Origin of the sequence: Streptomyces sp. NPDC050287, from assembly GCF_044459385.1 — a bacterium.
In the GTDB taxonomy this organism is placed as follows: domain Bacteria; phylum Actinomycetota; class Actinomycetes; order Streptomycetales; family Streptomycetaceae; genus Streptomyces.
This window is the reverse complement of record NZ_JBITIY010000001.1, coordinates 335,715-357,614: the sequence shown is the minus strand read 5'-3', so window position 1 is coordinate 357,614 and position 21,900 is coordinate 335,715. Positions and strand designations below refer to the sequence as shown.

Here is a 21,900-nt window from a genome sequence, read left to right as displayed (position 1 = left end):
CTGGACCATAAGGAAGGCTTGTGTACATGTCAAGAGACATGTGCGGCGGGTCCACGGAGAACCCGTAGCACGATGCCCCCCAGTCGGTCTCGAACGGGGTGACCCAGGTCCCACCCAGCGCCTCGTACCCCCTTTCGGGTCTCCCTCGTTGGGCTCTCCGGACGCGAGCACACATACGCGTAAAGCTGGAACTCCCCCTGCCCCAGCGCCCGGAGAACCCACCCATGAGCACACCGAGCCTCGCCTCCGGCCCCGAAGGCCCCCACGCCCTGCGCCCCTTGCTGCACACCGTCCTCGACGCGCTCCACGACGGCACCCTCGCCCGCGGCGGCCCCCTGCCCGCAGGCGGCCCCCACACGATCACCGCCCGAGTACGGGACGCGATCGGCGACGTCCTGCCCGACGAAGGCGACCCCGACGCCCTACGACGCCTCGTCCACACCCTCGCCGAAGGATCCGCCGACCCCGCCCACCCCCACTGCGCCGCCCACCTGCACTGCCCACCCCTCGCCGTCGCCACCGCCGCCGACCTCGCCGCCGCCGCCCTCAACCCCTCCCTCGACTCCTGGGACCAGGCCCCGGCCGCCTCCGCACTCGAAGCCCTGGTCACACAAGCCCTCGCCCACGAGGCCGGAGCCACCGACGCCCTCGTCACCACCGGCGGCACCGAAGCCAACCACCTCGCCCTCCTGCTCGCCCGCGAAAAAGCCCGCACCACCCACGGCACCGACATCCGGCTCCTCCACGGCGCCAACGCCCACCACTCCCTGCCCCGCGCCGCCTGGCTCCTCGGACTGCCCGACCCCGTCGTCGTCCCCGCCCCCGCCGGCACCCTCGACCCCGCCGCCCTCGACGAAGCCCTCACCACCCTGCCCGGCCCCCTCCTCGTCGCCGCCACCGCCGGCACCACCGACGCCGGACTCATCGACCCCCTCCCCGAAATCGCCGCCCGCTGCCACGCACACGGCGCCCGCCTCCACATCGACGCCGCCTACGGCGCAGGCCTCCTCTTCAGCGACCGCCACCGCCCCAAACTCGCCGGCCTCGACGCCGCCCACACCATCACCCTCGACCTGCACAAACTCGGCTGGCAACCCATCGCCGCAGGCCTCCTCGCCGTCACCCACCCCGGCGACCTCACCGCCCTCGACCAGCGCGCCGACTACCTCAACGCCGACGACGACACCCAAGCCGGTCTGCCCGACCTCCTCAGCCGCTCCCTGCGCACCAGCCGCCGCCCCGACATCCTCAAAATCGCCGTCACCCTCAAAACCCTCGGCCGCACCGGCCTCGGCAGCCTCGTCGACCAGGTCTGCGCACACGCCCACACCCTCGCCGCCCTCATCCACGACCACCCCGGCCTCGACCTGTACGACCACCCCACCATCAGCACGGTCCTGTTCCGGCCCCGCGACGCCACCGACGACGCCGTCGCCGCCGTACGCCGGCAACTCCTCCTCGAAGGCCACGCCGTCCTCGGCCGGGCCCGCCTCGACGGCCGGCTCTGGCTCAAGGCCACCCTCCTCAACCCCCACCTGAGGCCCGAGGACCTGACCGGCCTCCTCCAACTCGTCGACACCCACACGGAAGGAAACACCCCCCGATGACCCCGCCCCCCAACCCCCGACACCCAGAACCCGACGCACCCCGCGACCTCGTCGGCATCGGCATCGGCCCCTTCAACCTCTCCCTCGCCGCCCTCGCCCACCCCCTCGCCGAACTCGACACCGTCTTCTACGAACAACGCCCCGCCTTCCACTGGCACCCCGGCCAGCTCATCGACGGCGCCACCATCCAGGTCCCCTTCCTCGCCGACCTGGTCACCCTCGCCGACCCCGCCAGCCCCTGGACCTTCCTCAACTACCTCAAAACCCGCGAGCGCCTCTTCCCCTTCTACTTCGCCGAGCGCTTCCACATCCAGCGCGCCGAATACGACGCCTACTGCCGCTGGGTATCCGAAAACCTCCCCGCACTCCACTTCGGCCACCGGGTCGACGCCATCCGCTGGAACCACCGACGCGACCTCTTCGAAGTCGACCACGCCCAACTCGACACCGACGAAGAAACAGAAGCCCACGGCCGGACCTACACCCGAAACGTCGTCCTCGGCATCGGCACCGAACCGTACGTACCCGACCCCCTCAAACCCCTCGTCGAAGCACCCGGCATCCCCGTCATCCACGCCGCCGACTACCTCGACCACCGCGACACACTCCTCGCCGCCGGCCACATCACCGTCATCGGCTCCGGACAGTCCGGCGCCGAAATCTTCCTCGACCTGCTCCGCCGACGCCCCGCCGGCCGCGAGAAACTCCACTGGCTCGGCCGCACCGAAGCCTTCGCCCCCATGGAGTACTCAAAACTCGGCCTCGAACACTTCACCCCCGACTACACCCGCTACTTCCACGCCCTCACCGAAAACGTCCGCGACCGCCTCGTCACCACCCAGTGGCAACTCCACAAAGGCATCGACGCCGACACCCTCGGCGCCATCCACGACGAGCTCTACCGCCGTACCCTCGACGGCGGCTGGCCCGACACCGTCCTCACCCCAGGCGTCCGCGTCCGCACCGCCGGCCGGATCGCGACGACCAAGATCGAACTCCACCTCGAACACACCCAGCAGAACACCCGCACCCGCCTCACCACCGACGCCGTCGTCCTCGCCACCGGCTACCGCGAACGCCCCCTCGACCGCATCCTCGCCGGCCTCGACCCCTACCTCCGCCGCGACAGCCGCGAACGCCCCCGCGTCGACGAACAGTTCCGCCTCGTCCTCGACCCCTCCGTCACCGGCACCGACTGCCACGTCTACGTCCAGAACGCCGAACACCACACCCACGGCATCGGCACCCCCGACCTCGGCCTCGCCGCCTGGCGCAGCGCCACCATCCTCAACACCCTGACCGGCAAGAACCCCTACCCCCTGCCGGCCCGCACAGCCTTCACCACCTTCGGCCTCCACCAGCCACAACCCGAAATCCCGCCAGCCCGCCAGCCACAGACACAGGCACAGACACAGGCACTCACACCCCTCGTCGACCGACGATGAAGCCCGGGCAGACAGGCCGGCGAAGCCCGATACCGGGAAACCCTAGAAAACCGGCGTCCCGTTCCTCGTCAGCCTCCAGTCCACCGACGCGAACTCCTTCGGATCCAGCACACCCTTCGCCGTCACCCACTCCGCGATCCGCGTCCGGATCTCCGTCGACTCCGACCACAACTCCTTCGCGGACGCCACAAACGGGAACGCACCCCCGCCATTGGCACGGTAGTTGTTCACCGCCAGCACGAACTGCTGAGCATCGTCCAGCACGGCACCCCCATAGGAGAGATTCCTGATCCGCGACCCCGCCGCCTGGGCGATGTCGATCTCGTACGACAACCCCGACACATAGTCAAAGTTGTAATCCGGACGACCACCCGCGTTCGTCAACCTCTCCACATCCACCACCGCACCCGCAGCCGTCTGCACGAAATACTCCGCCGAATACTCCAGATACGCCCGGACCTGCGCCCCCGTCATCACCTTCGCGACCAACGTGTTGTCATACACATACAGACTCGACAGATCCCGGATCGTCACCTCACCCGCCGGAATCTCCGACGTCCGCGAAAACGGCGACGCCTGCGCGATCACCGGCAACGACGCATACTCCGTCCCCGCCAACGCCGCCTTGACCACATCCTCCTGCACCCTCGTGATCAGATCGATGATCGGCGCATCCTTGTAACGGGCGTCGACGGTCGTCAGCGTCTGCGTCGCCGTACCGACCACCTGATTCACATACGCCACCACGACGTCATGGTCAGCCTTCAGCAGCCGCGTGATCCTCGGATCATCAGCGACCGCATTCGAATTACGCACCGACGCCGTCACCGAATCCACCGACCAACACCCCTTCGAGAACACCAACTCGAAGTCGAACAGCGACAACCGCTCCGCATACGCCAGCGGCTCCGACAGCACCACCGTCTTCCCCGACACCTCGTTCGTGACCAGCAACTGAGGGATCTCCACATGCGCATGCCCGACCAGAATCGCGTCGATCCCCGGCACCTGCCGCGCCACCAGCGCCGCCGCATTCTCGACATACGGCACCTGATCACCGTACGACGACGTACCCGACGACCCCGAATGCGCCGACACCACGACCACATCCGCACCCATCGACCGCAGCCTCGGCACCCACTTCGCCGCCTGCTCCTCCAACCCCGGGAACGTCAACTTCCCCTGCACATAAGCCTTGTCCCAGATCGCGATACCCGGATTCGTCAAACCCAGCACCGCCACCTTCACCGGCGGAGCCCCCGGCACCCGGAACGTCTTCATGAAGTACGGCGGAAACGCCGGCCTCAATGTCTTCGCGTCCAGCGCGTTCGCACCCAGCAACGGAAAGTCACACTGCTCCTCGAACTTCCGCAGCGTCTCGATCCCGTAATTGAACTCGTGATTGCCCAACGCCACCGCGTCATACCCGATCGCGTTCATCGCCGCCGCCATCGGATGCACCGGACCACCCTTCGCGGTGATCGGATCGACCTTCGCGTAGTAGTACGTCAACGGCGTGCCCTGAATCGTGTCGCCGGCGTCCAACAACAACGTGTTCCCCCGGCCCTTCTCCTCACGGACCTGATTCACCAACGTCGAGATCCGCGCCAGACCCTGAGCGTTGCCCTGGGCGTCCGCGTACTCCGCGTCCTTGAAGTAGTCCCAGTTGAAGACGTGACCGTGCAGGTCGGTCGTGCCCATGACCGTCAGCGAGTACCGCTTCACGTGCCCGTGCCCCTTCTTCCCCTCCGCGGCCTGCGCCGCCGGAGCCGCCACCGCACCGGTCAAGGCGACCCCCGCCCCGGTCACAGCAGACTTCTTCAGGAACTTCCGACGGTTCAACGGCATGTCTCGATCTCCTCCGGAAACAGTCAACGACGCGCGTAGATTCTGACCCGTACACGCCGAACAACAACAGACCCCGCACGTTTCGATCTGATGACCGACCAAGACCGCCGACAGACAGGAACCCAACCAGTCAGACGCAACCCGAACTGACACAGTGGGACCCATGACCACCCCACCCCCGGACGACCCCCACCCCGCCGTCCCCTACGGCACCCCTGACGCCCCCCGCATCGCCGTCCGCGGCGAAGCCCACCTCGAAGTCGACCCCGAAATCGCCCGCCTCCACATCACCGTCGCCTCCCGCGGCAAAGACCGCCGCACCGCCCTCGAAGACCTCACCCGCCGCAACACCACCGCACTCAACCTCATCAAGACCTACGGCGACGCCGTCGAACGACTCGAAACCGGCGCCTTCTCCATCACCCCACAACTCAAAGAAGGCCGCGGCGAACGCGTCCACGCCTACCACGGCAACGTCCACATCACCGCCGAACTCACCGACTTCACCGCCCTCGGCGAACTCACCACCCGCCTCGCCGACCTCGACCTCACCCGCGTCGACGGCCCCTGGTGGACCCTGCGCCCCGACTCACCCGCCCACCGCCAAGCCCGACAACAAGCCGTACGAGAAGCAGTACAGCGCGCCAGGGAATACGCCGAAGCACTCGGAACCACCCTCGCCGCCCTCGTCGAACTCGCCGACCTCGGCGCCGAGAACACCCCACCCGCCTACCCCGCCGCCCCCGGCAGCCGCATGCGCTCCATGGCCCGCGGCGCCACCGAAGACACCGCCGCCCCCCTCGACCTCGAACCCCAACGCCAACGCGTCCACGCCCAGGTCAACGCACGGTTCACCATGGCCCCACCACAGCTGTGACCCCGAGAGACCCGAGGACGCCGACGAAAACGCAATCGAAAACAAATACGTCCGCCGAATGCTCATCGGAGCACCCCGACGCACAATTCAACCCTTGTCAATAGACATTCACGCAAAGATTGTTGAGTCGTCACCCCCGACCAATTCCCTACTGGCAAGTAGGTCATAGGCTCGAAACATGCGCCGAGCAAAAATCGTCTGCACACTGGGCCCCGCCACCGACTCGTACGACCAGCTCAAAGCACTGGTCGACGCCGGAATGGACGTCGCCCGCTTCAACCTCAGCCACGGCACCCACGCCGAACACGAGGAGCGCTACCACCGCGTACGCAAGGCCTCCGACGAAACCGGCCACAGCGTCGGCCTCCTCGCCGACCTCCAAGGCCCGAAGATCCGCCTCGGCCGCTTCACCGAAGGCCCCGTAATCCTCGAACGCGGCGACACCTTCACCATCACCGTCGAAGAAAACACCCAAGGAGACCGCCACAGCTGCGGCACCACCCACCAAGGCCTCGCCACCGACGTCACCCCCGGCGAACGCATCCTCGTCGACGACGGCAAGGTCTCCCTCGAAGTCACCTCCGTCGACGGCCCCCGCGTCCACACCACCGTCATCGAAGGCGGCGTGATCTCCGACCACAAAGGCCTCAACCTCCCCGGAGTCGCGGTGTCCGTCCCCGCACTCTCGGAGAAAGACGAAGCGGACCTCCGCTGGGCGCTGCGCATGGGCTTCGACGTCATCGCCCTCTCCTTCGTACGCAGCGGCCGCGACATCGAAGACGTCCACCGCATCATGGACGAAGAAGGACGCAGGCTCCCCGTCATCGCCAAAGTCGAAAAACCCCAGGCCGTCGACGCCATCGACGACATCGTCGCCGCCTTCGACGGCATCATGGTCGCCCGCGGCGACCTCGGCGTCGAAATGCCCCTCGAACAGGTCCCCCTCGTCCAAAAACGCGCGATCAAACTCGCCAAGCGCAACGCCAAGCCCGTCATCGTGGCGACCCAGATGCTCGACTCCATGATCGAGAACTCCCGCCCCACCAGGGCCGAGGCCAGCGACGTCGCCAACGCGGTCATCGACGGCACGGACGCCGTGATGCTGTCCGGCGAAACCAGCGTCGGAAAGTACCCGGTCGAAACGGTCCGCACGATGGCGAAAATCGTCGAAGCGGCCGAGGAAGACCTCCTGGCCAAGGGCCTCCCCCCGCTCACCGAAAGCAACAAACCCCGCACCCAGGGCGGCGCGGTCGCCCGAGCGGCCGCCGAGATGGGCGACTTCCTCGGCGCCAAGTTCCTCGTCGCCTTCACCCAGTCCGGCGACACAGTCCGCCGCCTGTCCCGCTACCGCTCGCCGATCCCTCTCCTGGCCTTCACCCCCGAACCGGCGACCCGCTCCCAGCTCAGCCTGACCTGGGGCGTGGAGACCTTCCTCGGCCCCCAGGCCGACTCCACGGACGAGATGATCAACCAGATGGACGAGCTCCTGCTCAAGTACGGCCGCTGCGAGCAGGGCGACGTCGTGGTCATCACGGCCGGCTCCCCGCCAGGGGTCCCCGGCTCGACCAACCTGGTGCGGGTGCATCACATCGGGGTGGACGACAGGTAGGTCGGTCAGGGCGTCAGTGTTTGGGGCCTACGTGGGTGTCCATGAGGGCGACTGAGGCTTTGCGGGCGATGGAGATGTTGAACGGGTCGCTGCCGCGAGCGAGGGTGGTCCATTCGACGCCGACGCGGTCAAGGGCGTCGGTGAAGAGCTTCCTGATGTCGTCCGACTTGTTGGAGAAGAAGTAGCGGGGATATTCGTAGCGCTTGCGTTCACCGGCGACGAGGCGAGTGGTCCAGTTGGTGATGCGGCATCCGTCGGAGTGGACGAGCCCTCGGATGAATTCCCAGGGGTGAGCGTCAACGATGGCTCGCTGCCAAGGTTCGAGGACGATGAGGCGTTCGTGCTTCTTGCCGGGGCCGTGCTGAGGGAACAGGCAGTGCAGGTGCTTCGAGTAGACCTTTACGTTGCTGCATCCGGTCCGGCGGACGCGGCAGACGGAGTTGTCTGGGAAGACTGCGCGCATGGCCTGCTCACAGTGGTCCATCAGGCCGGGCCATGATTGGGTGCACGTAATCATGAGGTTCGGCACCCGATGCTCGGAGTAGTGGCTGATGTGGCCGTCACCGAGATAGAGGCCCAGCAGGTAGCTGTACGCGGGCTCATCGAGCTCGCGCCCGTCGCATCGGGGGCATTTGGGGTCGTGCCTTCCTGGGCTCTCGCCCCGCTTCGCCCGGTCCAGGTGCTTCCAGTAGGAGATGGTGCCTGGTGGGACGTTGAACCTGCGAGCGACGTCCGCGTTCTTCTCGCCGTCGCGCAGCAAGGTGAGCGCCTTCTGTCGAACGTCAGTGCCGTGAGAGATCATGCGGCCACTCTGCGTCACTGATCGTGACGACATGCAGCAAAAAGCGGAGGTTCACGAGAACGTGAGCCTCCGCTTTGAGAGGTGCCCGGTGTGGGATTCGAACCCACATGCCCTAAGGCACGGTGGTTTGAGCACCGCGAGTCTGACCAGATTCCTCCAACCGGGCAGGCCGTGGAACTGTTGGAAGTGTACCGGTTCACCACCGGTTGCTGCAGCTAGGTAGGCTCTTGTCAGCAGTACCCCGCCCTGAACGAGGAGCCCCCGTGACCGCCCCCGAGTCGCCCCAGCCCGTAGACGCGCCCGACGACGACAAGTCGCACGTGCCTCCGCTGACGACCCGTGTCGTCATCGCCGAGGACGAGGCCCTGATCCGGCTCGATCTCAAGGAGATGCTGGAGGAAGAGGGCTACAGCGTCGTCGGCGAGGCCGGTGACGGTGAGCAGGCCGTCGAGCTCGCCCGTGAGCACAAGCCGGACCTGGTGATCCTGGACGTGAAGATGCCGAAGCTGGACGGCATCTCGGCGGCGGAGAAGATCGCCGAGGAGCGGATCGCCCCGGTGCTGATGCTGACCGCGTTCTCGCAGCGTGACCTGGTGGAGCGGGCGAGGGACGCCGGTGCGATGGCGTATCTGGTGAAGCCGTTCAGCAAGAGTGATGTCGTTCCGGCGATCGAGATGGCCGTCTCGCGGTTCACGGAGCTGCGGGAGCTGGAGAACGAGGTCGCGGATCTTTCGCAGCGGCTGGAGACGCGGAAGCTGGTGGACCGGGCGAAGTCGATCCTGCAGACGGAGTACGGGCTGACGGAGCCGGCCGCGTTCCGGTGGATTCAGAAGACGTCGATGGATCGTCGGATGTCGATGCAGCAGGTGGCGGAGGCGGTCATCCAGGACGCGGACGAGAAGAAGAACGGCAAGGGCTGACACCCTGGCCGTATCCATACGTGCACGTGCGACGAGGCCCGCGCCCCTTTCCCAGGGGCGCGGGCCTCGTCGTACGGCAGGGGCGTGTTCAGTCCTCGCCGAGGTACGCCTTGCGCACCGATTCGTCGTGGAGCAGGTCCTGTCCGGTGCCGGAGAGGACGATGCTGCCGATCTCCATGACGTGTCCTCGGTCGGCGAGTGAGAGGGCCGCCTGGGCGTTCTGTTCGACCAGGAGGATGGTCGTGCCCTGGGACTTGAGTTCGGTGATCGTTGCCATGATTTTCTGCATCATGATCGGCGAGAGGCCCATGGAGGGTTCGTCGAGCATGAGGAGTTTCGGCTGGGACATGAGGGCGCGGCCCATGGCGAGCATCTGCTGTTCGCCGCCGGAGAGGGTGCCTGCGGCCTGTTTCCTGCGTTCTCCGAGGATGGGGAAGAGGTCGTAGGCGCGCTGGATGTCCTTTTCGATGCCTGTTTTGTCCTTGCGGAGGAAGGCGCCGAGCTGGAGGTTCTCGGTGATCGTCAGGCGCGGGAAGATGTGCCGGCCTTCGGGGGAGTGGGCGAGGCCCAGGGAGACGATCTTGTGGGCGGGGATGCTCTTGAGGGGTTTGCCGTCGAAGACGATGCGGCCGCTGGTGGGCTTGAGGAGCCCGGAGAGGGTGCGCAGGGTTGTGGTCTTGCCGGCGCCGTTGGTGCCGATGAGGGTGACGATCTGGCCGGCTTCGACGCTGAAGGAGATGCCCTTGACGGCTTCGATCTTGCCGTAGGCGACCTTGAGGTCCTCGACCTCCAGTAGTGCGGTCACTGGGCTTTTCCTTCCGTGCTGGTGGTGCTCTGCGCTCCGGAGGCCTCGGCGGCTTCGACTTCGGCGAGTTCGTCGGCGCCGGGGGCGCCTTCGAAGGGGGTGCCGAGGTAGGCGGCGACGACGCGTTCGTCGCCCTGGACGACGTCCGAGGTTCCTTCGACGAGTTTCTCGCCTTGGACGAGGCAGGCGACGCGGTCGCACAGGTTGAAGATGAAGCGCATGTCGTGCTCGATGACGAGGACGGCGATGCCCTGGTCGCGGATGGCGAAGACCAGTTCTTCGGTGGCGCGGGTCTCTTGCGGGTTCATGCCGGCTGTGGGTTCGTCGAGGAGGAGGAGACCCGGTTCGCTGGCGAGTGCCCGGGCGATTTCCAGCTTGCGCTGTTCGCCGTAGGGCAGGTTGCGGGAGAGATGGTCGGCCTTGTGGGCGAGGCCGATGAACTCGAGGAGTTCCATGGCGCGTTTGTGGGAGGCGGCTTCTGCTTTGCGGAATCCGGGGCCGCGCAGGAGTGCGGACCAGAGACCTTCTTTGGTTCTGGTGTGGCGGCCGACGAGGACGTTTTCCAGGACGGTCATGTTGGCGAAGAGCCGGATGTTCTGGAAGGTGCGTGCGATGCCGGCGCTGGTGACGAGGTGGGGTTTGGGCGGGAGCACTGTGCCTTTGTAGGAGACCGTTCCTTCTGTGGGCACGTACAGGCCGGTGAGGCAGTTGAAGAAGGTGGTTTTGCCGGCTCCGTTGGGGCCGATGAGGCCGACGATTTCGCCGCTGTTGACGGTGAGGTCGACATTGCGTACGGCGGTGAGGCCGCCGAAGCGCATGGTGACGCCGCTGGCTTCGAGGACGGGGCTGGGTGCGGTGGTGGTGGTCATGTGGGTCACGCCCCTGCCTTGGTGACGCCGACGGTGCTGTCGGGAAGGCCTTGTGCGGGGATGTCGATGTGGTCGGTCTCGTGGAATTCGAGCTGGCGGCGCCGGTTGGGGATGATGCCTTCGGGCCGGAAGCGCATGAGGATCACGAGGGCGATGCCGAAGGCGAGGAGCTGGTACTCCTTGAGGAAGCCGAGCTTCTCGGGGAGGAGGTAGAGCAGCGTGGCGCCGAGGATGGGGCCGTTGACGGTGCCCATGCCGCCGAGTACCACTGCGGCCAGCAGGAAGGCTGAGTTGGGGGGTACGGAGCCGGCGAACTGGTAGGGGGCGGGGTTGACGCTGTAGCCGACGTGGGCGCTGACGGTGCCGGCGAGGCCGGCCAGGGAGGCGCCGAGTGCGAAGGCGATGAGTTTGACGCGGAAGCCGTTGATGCCCATGGCGGTGGCGGCGGTCTCGTCTTCGCGGATGGCGATCCAGGAGCGGCCGATGCGTGAGTCCGCGGCTCGGTTGAAGACGAGGACGACGATGCCGGTGATGATCAGCATCAGCAGGAAGTAGTTCGCGAAGCGGCCGACGGTGATGGATCCGATGTCGTGGGGGGTCCCGAGGTTGAAGCCGAAGATGTTCATGTCGGGGATCATCGAGATGCCGTTGGGGCCGTTGGTCAGGTTCGGTCCGGAGGAGCCGTCGAGGTTGTTGACGGTGATGCGGAAGATCTCTCCGAAGCCGAGGGTGACGATGGCGAGGTAGTCGCCGCGCAGTCGCAGGGTGGGGGCGCCGATGAGGACGCCGAAGACGAGCGATGCGGCCATGCCGGTGAGCATGGCGGCCCAGAACGGGAACTGGACGCCGGAGAACCGGGAGAATTCGGAGCCGGAGACGAGGGCGGCGGCGTAGGCGCCGACGCCGAGGAAGGCGACGTATCCGAGGTCGAGGAGTCCGGTGAGGCCGACGACGATGTTGAGGCCGAGGGCGACGGTTCCGACGACGAGGATGTTCACGCCGAGGTTGGCGTTGTGTTCGTTGTTCTCGACGAAGGGGAAGAGCGCTGCGGCGAGGAACGCCATGGTGGTGGCGAAACCTTTGTGCCGGGCGTTGAGTGCGGAGAACCGGTCGAAGAGGCCGGCGGCGAGGAGTGCCCAGGCGCCGAAGACGACGAGGAGCAGGTAGCCGACGAAGGTCTCGCTGGCGTCGGGGTCGACGCCGATGCCGTAGGCGAAGGCGATCAGGGCGAGGGCGGTGGCGGCGGTGATGATGAGGCGTTCGGCCCAGCCGGGGAGTTGGCCTGCGGCGGGGATGTTGTCGGGCTTGCTGACCCAGGCTTTGGCGGTGTCGCCGGGGCTGGGGAGTGCGAGGGCGCCGAGGAGGGCGACGAGGGAGGCGACGGCGGCGATGTAGGCGCCGGGGTCGAGGTTGACGAGGCCGCCCAGGTCGACGGTGATGGCGATGGCGCTGAACCAGCTGACGGCGAAGGCGGAGGTGGCCGCGAGTACGACGGGTGCGGTGGCGGTCGCGGGGTTGAGCCAGTGCAGGCCGCGTACGTTCCAGCGGGTGAGCGCGTAGAGGAGGGTGAGTGCGCCGGCGATGAGGTCGAGGATCTGGAGTCCGGCGGGGGAGCCGTAGTAGGTGAGGTCTCCGGGGAAGTCGGAGGTCCAGGTCCAGGACATGAAGGTGCTGGCGATGGTGCCGAGGGCGCCGAGGGCGATGAGGGCGCGGGCGGCGCTGTGGGGCAGGGCGATGAGGCCGCGTGGGGCGTTGGCGGTGGTGGTTGTCATGGTGCTCACGCCCTGTCCGCGACGCGTTCGCCGACGAGGCCTTGTGGTCTGAACAGCAGGACGAGGATGAGGAGGACGAAGGCCCATACGGAGGCCCAGCCGCCGCCGCCGAGTTGCTGCATGCCGGGGATGCCGTCGATGTAGGAGGTGGCCATGGTTTCGGCGAGGCCGAGGACCAGGCCGCCGATCATGGCGCCGTAGATGTTGCCGATGCCGCCGAGCACGGCCGCGGTGAATGCCTTGAGGCCCATCTGGAAGCCCATGTCGTATTTGATCTGTCCGTAGCGCAGGCCGTAGGCGACGGCGGCGACGGCGGCGAAGAAGCCGCCGATGGCGAACGCGATCACGATGATGCGGTTGGTGTCGATGCCCATGAGCTGGGCGGTGTCCGGGTCTTGGGCGGTGGCCTGCATGGCGCGGCCGGTGCGGGAGAGTCGGACGAAGATGGCGAGGGCGGCCATGCAGATGGGGGCGGCGATGATGACGAAGACGGAGCCGCTTTGGATGCTGAGGGAGCCGATGTGCCAGGGGCCGAAGTCCAGTTGCGGGAAGTTGCGGTCCGTTTTGGCGTCGGGGTACCAGTTGAAGACGGCCTGCTGGAGTGCGAGGGAGAGGCCGATGGCGGTGATGAGTGGTGCGAGGCGTGGTGCGCCGCGCAGTGGTCGGTAGGCGAAGCGTTCGGCGCCGACGGCGATGAGGATGGAGACGAGTCCGCCTCCGATGAGCATCGCCGGGAGGGCTATCCACATGGATGTGCCGTTGGGCAGGACGTAGAGGTAGACCGTGAGCGCGCCGAAGCCGCCGGTCATGAAGATCTCGCCATGGGCGAAGTTGATGAGCTGGACGATGCCGTACACCATCGTGTAGCCGATGGCGATCAGCCCGTACATCGAGCCGAGGAACAGCCCGTTGGCCAGCTGCTGCGGCAGAGTGTTCACCGCATGGCCTCCATGTGGGTTTGGAGTGGGAGCACAGGACGTGGAGCGGGCCGCGCGGTGACGGGTGGTCTGGCCGCGCGGCCCGGGGTGGTTCTAGCGGCGGTTCCGGCTGGGAATGGTCAGCCGTTGAAGGTGCCGCTCTTGACGGCCTTCCACTTGCCGTCGGTGACCTGGTAGACGGTCAGCTGCTTGTTGGTGGTGTCGCCGTACTGGTCGAAGGAGACGGGGCCGGCGATGCCCTCGAAGTTCGACTTCTGGACTTCGGCGACGATCTGGGCGCGTGCGTCGTCGGGGACCTTGCCGTCCTTCACGACGTTGGCGATCGCCTTGATGATGGCGGTGGCGGCGTCGTAGGAGTAGCCGCCGTAGGTGCCGTAGTCGCCCTTGAGGCCGGCTGCCTTGTACTTCTTGATGAAGTCCTGGGCGGAGGGGAGGGAGTCGACGGGGGCGCCGACGGAGGTGGCGAGGTCGCCCTCGGAGGTCTTGCCGGCGGTCTGGATGTAGGTCTCGGAGAACATGCCGTCGCCGCCGAAGAGCGGGATCTTGGCGCCGCCGTCCTTGAGCTGCTTGGTCAGCTTCTCCGACTCGTCGTACTGGCCGCCGTAGTAGACCAGGTCCGCCTTGGAGTTCTTGATCTTGGTGACGAGGGCCGAGAAGTCCGTGTCGCCGGTGTTGACGTGGTCCTCGCCGGCGACCTTGCCGCCCGCGCCGGTGAAGCCGGCCTTGAAGAGCTTGGCCAGGCCCGCGCCGTAGGTCTGCTTGTCGTCGACGATGAAGACGTTCTTCTTCTTCAGCGTCTTGGCCGCGTAGTCGGCTGCGAAGCCGCCCTGCAGGGCGTCGGTGGTGGCGGTGCGGAAGTACGTCTTGAACGGGCGGGACTTGGTGGTCTGCCAGTTCTTGCCCTGGGTGAGCTCGGGCGCGGTGTTGGAGGGCGAGATCTCGACCAGGTTGGCGGTGGCGAAGACCTGCTGCATCTGGGTGGCGACACCGGAGTTGAGCGGGCCGACGACGCCGAGCACCTTGTCGTTGTTCACGAACTGGGTGGCGTTCTGCTGTCCGCTGGCGGGGATCGCCTTGTCGTCGAGCGCCTGGACCTTGAAGGTCACGCCGGGTACGAGGTTTTTCTTGTTGGCGTCGTCGACGGCGATCTGGACGCCGCCCTGGATGCCGAGGCCGGTGGCGGAGTTCTGACCGGTCAGCGGTGCGTCGACGCCAATGATGATCTCGGTCTTGCTGCTGCTGTCCCCACCCTTGTCGTCGTCGCGCGAACCGCAGGCGGTCAGCGTGAGAGCTCCCGTGGTGAGCACGGAGGTGAGTATGACCAAAGAACGGTGTCGCAAGGTGAATCCTCTCCCTGGCGCCAGCGGCCCAGTTGGGTCGCTGTGTGACTCGCCGGGCCGTACTGGGTGATACCAAGCCATGCTGCGGACGCGCCCGGCGGCGCGGTGACTGGGCGTGACTCTAAACCTGTCTGACCGGTGGCGGCATCGCTGTGGGCTGGCTTGTGACGTTCTTGTTATGCCGTGGTGGTTTTGAACTTCGACGGAAAGGGTTCTTGGCCGGTTTGGCGGGAATTCCTCTTGGTCCACATGTTGAGAATCTGCACTTCCGGTTGTATGTGGGTGAGGGTCATGACTCGACCGTGTCGCAGCCCGCGGGGAGGAGAGGGGAAAGATCGTGGGAGTGCGGGCCGCCGAAGATGAAACTGCGGTGCTGTATTGCGCGCGTGTTACACAGCGTTACGTGAGCGGAGGCGGGTTGACGTCGAGGGGGATCCGTCAGCAGTCGGATACGGATATCCGCACGGTGTGAGTGTGTTTGCCGCCGTCGTCTCGCCGGTGACGAATCCCGCGTAGCGGGACTCGGTCATCGCATCGGCAAGTGTGTGGGGGCTCGTGGGGCGCGGTCGAGGGCGGTTCCGGGCCGTAGCCGTACGGCAGCCACGGCCGATGCGACCGTGCTCGCCGCGAGGGTGGTTGTGGGCGTGCGGGGCCGAACAAGGTGCCGGCAGGTCAGCGGGCGGCGCGTACGTGTTCGCCGTCTCCCGGGTTGACGTCGCGCAGGAGGCAGGTCAGCCGCGCGGTGCACACCCGTCGGCTCTCCTCGTCGCTGATGACGATCTCGTACGTCGCCGTGGTCCGCCCCCGGTGCACCGGTGTGGCCACGCCGGTCACCAGGCCCGAGCGTGCTCCCCGGTGATGGGTGCAGTTCAGGTCGACGCCGACCGCGAGTTTCGAGCTTCCCGCGTGCAGCATCGCGCCCACCGACCCGAGGGTCTCGGCGAGCACCGCGGAGGCGCCGCCGTGCAGCAGTCCGTAGGGCTGGGTGTTCCCTTCGACGGGCATCGTCCCGACAACGCGCTCCGGCGACGCCTGAGTGATCTGGACGCCCATCCGGGTCCCGAGGTGTCCTGCGGAGAACAGGGCCTGCAGGTCGACGCCGAGGGCGGCGTACTCGTCGATGACCTCCTGCGGGAACTTCACGTGCTGCTGCTCACCCATGGGACCCGGCTCCGTTCGTCTTGCCAACCTGGTGGCTGAGCAAACGCTCAGTCGGTCGTCGATTGTTCCAGACGTACGACGACCGACTTGCTGGCCGGGGTGTTACTGGTGTCCGCCGTGGCGTCGAGCGGCACGAGGACGTTGGTCTCGGGGTAGTAGGCGGCGGCACACCCGCGCGCGGTCGGGTAGTGCACGACCCGGAAGCCCGCGGCCCGCCGCTCCACGCCGTCCCGCCACTCGCTCACGAGATCGACGTACGTCCCGTCGGCCACTCCGAGCGACCGCGCGTCCTCGGGGTTCACCAGCACCACCCGGCGCCCGTTGCGGATGCCTCGGTAGCGGTCGTCGAGGCCGTAGATCGTGGTGTTGTACTGGTCGTGCGAGCGCAGCGTCTGCAGCAGCAGCCGGCCCTCGGGCAGCTTCGGGTACTCGACCGGCGCGGCGGTGAAGTTGGCCTTGCCGGTGGCGGTCGGGAAGCGGCGCTCGTCGCGGGGGGCGTGCGGGAGGGCGAAGCCGCCAGGGCGGCCGGCGGAACCAGTGACGCGCGCGTTGAAGTCCTCGAAGCCGGGGATCACGCGGGCGATGCGGTCACGGATCGCGGCGTAGTCCTTCTCGAACTCCTCCCAGGGCACCTTGCTGTCCTCGCCGAGCACCCGGCGGGCCATCCGGCACACGATCGCCGGCTCGGACAGCAGGTGCGCGCTCGCCGGCTCCAGGCGGCCGCGGGAGGCGTGCACCATGCCCATGGAGTCCTCGACGGTCACGAACTGCTCGGCGCCTTTCCCGTTCGGGCCGACTTGCACATCACGTTCCGTGCGGCCGAGGGTCGGCAGGATCAGGGCACGCGCGCCCGTGATCGCGTGCGAGCGGTTGAGCTTGGTCGACACGTGTACGGTCAGTGTGGCCCGGCGCATGGCGGCCTCGGTGACCTCGGTGTCGGGGGAGGCGGAGACGAAGTTGCCGCCCATCGCGAAGAACACCTTCGCCTCACCGTCGCGCAGGGCGCGGATGGCCCGCACGACGTCGTATCCGTGCTCCCGGGGCGGCGCGAAGCCGAACTCCCTCTCCAGGGCGTCCAGGAAGGCGGGGGCGGGGCGTTCGAAGATGCCCATCGTGCGGTCGCCCTGCACGTTCGAGTGGCCGCGCACGGGGCACACGCCCGCGCCGGGGCGGCCGATGTTGCCGCGCAGGAGAAGGAAGTTGACGACCTCGCGGATGGTGGGCACGGAGTGCTTGTGCTGGGTGAGGCCCATCGCCCAGCAGACGATGGTGCGCTGCGAGGCGAGGACCATCCCGAGGGCTTCCTCGATCTCCTGCTGGGACAGGCCGGTCGCGGTGAGCGTCTCGTCCCAGTCGGCCGCGCGGGCGGCGGCAGCGAACTCCTCGTAGCCGTGGGTGTGTTCGCTCACGAACTCCTCGTCGACCGCGCCGTCGGTCTCCAGGATCAGCTTGTTGAGGAGGCGGAACAGGGCCTGGTCGCCGCCGATGCGGATCTGCAGGAACAGGTCGGTGAGCGCGGCGCCGGTAGTGAGCCCCTTGGGGGTCTGCGGGTTCTTGAAGCGTTCCAGGCCCGCCTCGGGCAGCGGGTTCACGCTGATGATCTTCGCGCCGTTCGCCTTCGCCTTCTCCAGGGCGGAGAGCATGCGCGGGTGGTTGGTGCCGGGGTTCTGGCCGGCGACGATGATCAGGTCCGCCTTGTAGAGGTCCTCCAGCAGGACGCTGCCCTTGCCGATGCCGATCGTCTCGGACAGGGCCGAGCCGGACGACTCGTGGCACATGTTGGAACAGTCCGGCAGGTTGTTGGTGCCGAGTTCACGAGCGAAGAGCTGGTAGAGGAACGCGGCCTCGTTGCTGGTGCGTCCCGAGGTGTAGAAGAGGGCCTCGTCGGGCGAGGAGAGGGCGTGGATCTCCTCGGCGATGATGTCGAACGCGCGCTCCCAGGTCACCGGCTCGTAGTGCTCGCCCCCCTCGGGGAGGTACATGGGGTGGGTGAGCCGGCCCTGCTGGCCCAGCCAGTAGCCGCTGCGGGTGGCGAGGTCGGCCACGGAGTGCGCGGCGAAGAACTCCGGGGTGACCCGGCGCAGGGTGGCCTCCTCGGCGACCGCCTTCGCGCCGTTCTCACAGAACTCCGCCGCGTGCCGGTGGTCCGGCTCCGGCCAGGCGCAGCCCGGGCAGTCGAAGCCGTCCTTCTGGTTCACCCGCAGCAGGGTCAGCGCGGTGCGCTTCACGCCCATCTGCTGCTGTGCGATACGCAGGCTGTGCCCGATGGCCGGGATCCCCGCCGCCGCGTGCTTCGGCTCCGCGACCTGCGGTGCGTCCTGGACCGGGTCCGCTTTGGGCGGCTTCGTTGCCATCGCGCGCTCTCCTTCGCTGACGCGTGCGCACTGCTGCGCCTACGCGTGTGCACTACCTCAGAGATCCTCGCACGCGCCGGTGACAACGATCGTGGGCGGGCGGGGCAGGGGGGACAGGGGGAGACAGGGCGGGATAAGGGGGACAGAGGGGGACAGTGGAGGCAGGTGGGCAGGGGGGAACGGCTGGGAACGGCGGGGGCACTGTTCGCACGGGAGGACTTCCCGCCGTCGATCTTCTTCACGCCGTGCCGGGGGGCGGTCCCGCCGGGGGTGGTCCAGGGGTGCCGGTCCCGGCTGTCGGTGGGGTGCGGGTCCTGGGTGGTTCCACCTGTCGGTGGGGTCTTGGCCCCGGGCGGTCCTGGGCCGGTGGTGGGGTGTGGATCGTGGGTGGTTCCGGTCCGGTGGCGGGGTGTGGGTCCTCGGTGGTTCCCGGCCGGTGGCCGGGTGTGGGCTCTGGGGCGGTCCCGACTGTCAGTGGGGCGTGGCAGGATCGGGGGCGTGGCAGAAACAGCATCGAAGAAGACCGACAAGACCGCCGACGGCGCGCGTCCCCGCCTGATGCTCATGGACGGGCACTCGCTGGCCTACCGCGCGTTCTTCGCGCTGCCCGCGGAGAACTTCACGACCGCGACCGGCCAGCCGACGAACGCGATCTACGGCTTCGCGTCGATGCTGGCCAACACCCTGCGCGACGAGGCGCCCACGCACTTCGCGGTGGCCTTCGACGTCTCCCGCAAGACCTGGCGCTCCGAGGAGTTCACGGAGTACAAGGCCAACCGTTCCAAGACGCCGGACGAGTTCAAGGGCCAGGTCGAACTGATCGGCGAACTGCTCGACGCGATGCACGCGCAGCGCTTCGCCGTCGACGGCTTCGAAGCGGACGACATCATCGCCACCCTGGCCACGCAGGCCGAGGCCGAGGGCTTCGAGGTGCTGATCGTCACCGGTGACCGGGACTCCTTCCAACTGGTCAGCGAGCACACGACGGTGCTGTATCCGACGAAGGGCGTCTCCGAGCTGACCCGGTTCACTCCGGAGAAGGTGTTCGAGAAGTACGGCTTGACGCCGGCGCAGTACCCGGACTTCGCGGCGCTGCGCGGCGACCCGTCCGACAACCTGCCGGGCATCCCGGGCGTCGGTGAGAAGACGGCCGCGAAGTGGATCAACCAGTTCGGCTCGTTCGCGGAACTGGTGGAGCGGGTCGATGAGGTCAAGGGCAAAGCGGGGCAGAACCTCCGCGACCACCTGGAGTCCGTCAAGCTCAACCGGCGCCTGACCGAGCTGGAGCGGCGGGTGGAGCTGCCGAAGACGGTCGCCGACCTGGAGCGGGCGGCGTACGACCGCAAGACCGTCGCGATGGTCCTGGACACCCTGGAGATCCGCAACCCCTCGCTGCGGGAGCGGCTCTTCGCGGTCGACCCCGGCGCCGAGGAGGCCGAGTCGACCCCGGTCCTCACGGACGGCGTGGAGCTGGACGGCACCGTGCTGGGCACCGGCGAGCTGGCCCCCTGGCTCTCCGAGCACGCCGGTGAGGTCCTCGGTATGGCCACGGTCGACACCTGGGCGCTCGGCACCGGCTCGGTCGCCGAGATCGCGCTCGCCGCGGCCGGGGGAGCGGCCGCCTGGTTCGACCCGTCCCAGCTGGACGAGGCCGACGAGACGGCGTTCGCCGCCTGGCTGGCCGACGCCGGCCGGCCCAAGGTCCTCCACAACGCCAAGGGCGCGATGCGGGTCTTCGCCGAGCACGGCTGGAGCATCGCCGGCGTCACCATGGACACGGCACTCGCCGCCTACCTGGTCAAGCCGGGCCGCCGTTCCTTCGACCTGGACGCGCTGTCCATGGAGTACCTGCACCGCGAGCTGGCACCCGCCGCCGCGGCCGACGGTCAGCTGGCTTTCGGCGCGGACGACGGTGCCGAGGCCGAGGTCTTGATGATCCAGGCCCGTGCCGTCCTCGACCTGGGCGAGGCCTTCGGGACGCGTCTCCAGGAGGTCGGCGCGGCAGAGCTGCTGCGTGACATGGAACTGCCCACCTCCGCCCTGCTGGCCAGGATGGAGCGGCACGGCATCGCCGCCGACCGGCCCCACCTGGAGGCCATGGAGCAGATGTTCGCGGGCGCCGTCCAGCAGGCCGTGAAGGAGGCGCACGCGGCGGCCGGGCACGAGTTCAACCTCGGCTCGCCCAAGCAGCTTCAGGAGGTCCTCTTCGGCGAGCTGGCCCTGCCCAAGACCAAGCGCACCAAGACCGGCTACACCACCGACGCCGACGCGCTCGCCTGGCTGGCCGCCCAGACGGACAACGAACTGCCGGTGATAATGCTCCGGCACCGTGAGCAGGCCAAGCTGCGGGTCACCGTCGAGGGCCTGATCAAGACGGTCGCGACGGACGGCCGTATCCACACCACGTTCAACCAGACGGTCGCCGCGACCGGCCGGCTCTCCTCCACCGATCCGAACCTGCAGAACATCCCGGTCCGCACGGACGAGGGCCGGGCCATCCGCCGAGGCTTCGTCGTCGGCGAGGGCTTCGAGTCGCTGATGACGGCCGACTACAGCCAGATCGAACTGCGCGTGATGGCCCACCTGTCCGAGGACGCCGGTCTCATCGAGGCGTTCACCTCCGGCGAGGACCTGCACACGACGGCCGCCGCGCAGGTGTTCGCGGTGGAGCCGACCGCGGTGGACGCGGAGATGCGGCGGAAGATCAAGGCGATGTCGTACGGCCTCGCGTACGGCCTGTCGGCTTTCGGCCTGTCCCAGCAGCTGAACATCGAGGCGGCCGAGGCGCGTGCCCTGATGGACGCCTACTTCGAGCGGTTCGGCGGCGTACGGGACTATCTGCGCCGCGCGGTCGACGAGGCGCGGGCGACGGGCTACACGGCCACGCTCTTCGGGCGCCGCCGCTACCTGCCCGACCTCAACAGCGACAACCGCCAGCGCCGCGAGGCGGCCGAGCGGATGGCCCTCAACGCGCCCATCCAGGGCACGGCCGCGGACATCGTCAAGATCGCCATGTTGAACGTGGACCGGGCCCTGCGCGAGGCGGACCTCAAGTCCCGCATGCTCCTCCAGGTCCACGACGAAGTCGTCCTGGAGATCGCCCCCGGCGAACGCGCGGCCACGGAGGAACTGGTCCGCCGTGAAATGTCCAACGCGGTCGACCTCAGGATCCCCTTGGGTGTCTCGGTGGGCTCGGGACCGGACTGGGAGTCGGCAGCGCACTAGCCTCCGGCGGTCGGGCGGGGATACGGCCGTGGCTTGCGTGCGGTCGTGCCGCTGAGGCGGCGGGGGGTGGCTGTCGGGGCGAGGCCGGTAGCGGCACGTAGGCTCTGGCCCCGCCCTCCGGGCCGCGACACGGGCCCCGCCCCGTAAGCAGGCAGCCCCCGCACGCCCCGTCACCCGTGTGGCCCCCGCGGGGGCGCCCCCCGGTATCGCTTCCCGCCAGGATGCGGGCATGGGTATACGCATGCTTCACCGCCGGAGGGCCCAGAGGCGGAGGCAGGCACAGCTACAGCTACAGGCGCACAACGCATCCGCCTCGTCATCGCCGCCG

15 protein-coding genes and 1 tRNA gene are annotated in these 21,900 nt (G+C 67.9%); 6 read left to right on the top strand and 10 right to left on the bottom strand.

The window, feature by feature from the left end:
• Nucleotides 1-224: 224 nt before the first annotated feature.
• Entirely contained in the window at nt 225-1,607 is a 1,383-nt protein-coding gene (locus ACIBK3_RS01610) for a pyridoxal phosphate-dependent decarboxylase family protein (protein ID WP_399360732.1), read from the top strand.
• Complete coding sequence (locus ACIBK3_RS01605; protein WP_399360730.1) at nt 1,604-3,052, top strand: lysine N(6)-hydroxylase/L-ornithine N(5)-oxygenase family protein; 1,449 nt, start codon at nt 1,604-1,606, stop codon at nt 3,050-3,052. The genes ACIBK3_RS01610 and ACIBK3_RS01605 overlap by 4 nt, the downstream gene beginning before the upstream one ends.
• Before the next feature lie 42 nt (nt 3,053-3,094).
• Here ACIBK3_RS01605 and ACIBK3_RS01600 read toward each other — a convergent pair whose 3' ends face one another.
• A complete protein-coding gene (locus ACIBK3_RS01600) occupies nt 3,095-4,900 on the bottom strand; it encodes a bifunctional metallophosphatase/5'-nucleotidase (RefSeq protein WP_399360728.1) in 1,806 nt (601 codons plus the stop codon).
• A gap of 163 nt (nt 4,901-5,063) precedes the next feature.
• Between ACIBK3_RS01600 and ACIBK3_RS01595 the strand changes: the two genes are divergently transcribed.
• A complete protein-coding gene (locus ACIBK3_RS01595; RefSeq protein ID WP_399360726.1) occupies nt 5,064-5,777 on the top strand; it encodes an SIMPL domain-containing protein in 714 nt (237 codons plus the stop codon).
• 178 nt (nt 5,778-5,955) lie between these two features.
• On the top strand, nt 5,956-7,386 hold the full coding sequence (gene pyk, locus ACIBK3_RS01590) for a pyruvate kinase (protein ID WP_399360724.1): 1,431 nt from the start codon (nt 5,956-5,958) through the stop codon (nt 7,384-7,386).
• A 13-nt stretch (nt 7,387-7,399) separates the two neighbouring features.
• On the opposite strand, the gene ACIBK3_RS01585 is transcribed toward pyk, so the two are convergent.
• Entirely contained in the window at nt 7,400-8,188 is a 789-nt protein-coding gene (locus ACIBK3_RS01585; RefSeq protein WP_399360722.1) for a helix-turn-helix domain-containing protein, read from the bottom strand.
• An 82-nt stretch (nt 8,189-8,270) separates the two neighbouring features.
• Nucleotides 8,271-8,354 (bottom strand) — tRNA-Leu (locus ACIBK3_RS01580).
• A 97-nt stretch (nt 8,355-8,451) separates the two neighbouring features.
• On the opposite strand from ACIBK3_RS01580, the gene ACIBK3_RS01575 reads away from it, so the two are divergent.
• Nucleotides 8,452-9,108 (top strand): response regulator, encoded by a 657-nt coding sequence (locus tag ACIBK3_RS01575; RefSeq protein WP_030683415.1) that lies wholly within the window; start codon nt 8,452-8,454, stop codon nt 9,106-9,108.
• A gap of 88 nt (nt 9,109-9,196) precedes the next feature.
• Here the strand turns inward: ACIBK3_RS01575 and ACIBK3_RS01570 are convergent, their stop codons facing one another.
• The 7 genes from ACIBK3_RS01570 to ACIBK3_RS01540 all read right to left on the bottom strand — a co-directional run bounded on the left by ACIBK3_RS01570 (nt 9,197) and on the right by ACIBK3_RS01540 (nt 18,347).
• The gene (locus ACIBK3_RS01570; protein ID WP_399360720.1) at nt 9,197-9,913 is read right to left on the bottom strand and encodes an ABC transporter ATP-binding protein; all 717 of its coding nucleotides are present in this window, start codon (nt 9,911-9,913) and stop codon (nt 9,197-9,199) included.
• Entirely contained in the window at nt 9,910-10,782 is an 873-nt protein-coding gene (locus ACIBK3_RS01565) for an ABC transporter ATP-binding protein (protein ID WP_399360718.1), read from the bottom strand. Before ACIBK3_RS01565 ends, ACIBK3_RS01570 begins: the two co-directional genes overlap by 4 nt.
• A gap of 5 nt (nt 10,783-10,787) precedes the next feature.
• The gene (locus tag ACIBK3_RS01560; RefSeq protein ID WP_399362051.1) at nt 10,788-12,554 is read right to left on the bottom strand and encodes a branched-chain amino acid ABC transporter permease; all 1,767 of its coding nucleotides are present in this window, start codon (nt 12,552-12,554) and stop codon (nt 10,788-10,790) included.
• A 5-nt stretch (nt 12,555-12,559) separates the two neighbouring features.
• Nucleotides 12,560-13,492: a branched-chain amino acid ABC transporter permease gene (locus ACIBK3_RS01555; RefSeq protein WP_399360716.1), complete on the bottom strand. Its 933-nt coding sequence runs from the start codon at nt 13,490-13,492 to the stop codon at nt 12,560-12,562.
• 119 nt (nt 13,493-13,611) lie between these two features.
• Nucleotides 13,612-14,832 carry a branched-chain amino acid ABC transporter substrate-binding protein gene (locus tag ACIBK3_RS01550; RefSeq protein ID WP_399360714.1) on the bottom strand — a complete coding sequence of 407 codons (1,221 nt, stop codon included), beginning with the start codon at nt 14,830-14,832 and terminating at the stop codon, nt 13,612-13,614.
• 672 nt (nt 14,833-15,504) lie between these two features.
• Entirely contained in the window at nt 15,505-15,993 is a 489-nt protein-coding gene (locus ACIBK3_RS01545; protein ID WP_399360712.1) for a PaaI family thioesterase, read from the bottom strand.
• A 47-nt stretch (nt 15,994-16,040) separates the two neighbouring features.
• A complete protein-coding gene (locus ACIBK3_RS01540) occupies nt 16,041-18,347 on the bottom strand; it encodes an FdhF/YdeP family oxidoreductase (RefSeq protein WP_399360710.1) in 2,307 nt (768 codons plus the stop codon).
• 498 nt (nt 18,348-18,845) lie between these two features.
• Between ACIBK3_RS01540 and polA the strand changes: the two genes are divergently transcribed.
• The gene (gene polA, locus ACIBK3_RS01535) at nt 18,846-21,572 is read left to right on the top strand and encodes a DNA polymerase I (protein ID WP_399360708.1); all 2,727 of its coding nucleotides are present in this window, start codon (nt 18,846-18,848) and stop codon (nt 21,570-21,572) included.
• Nucleotides 21,573-21,900 lie beyond the last annotated feature (328 nt).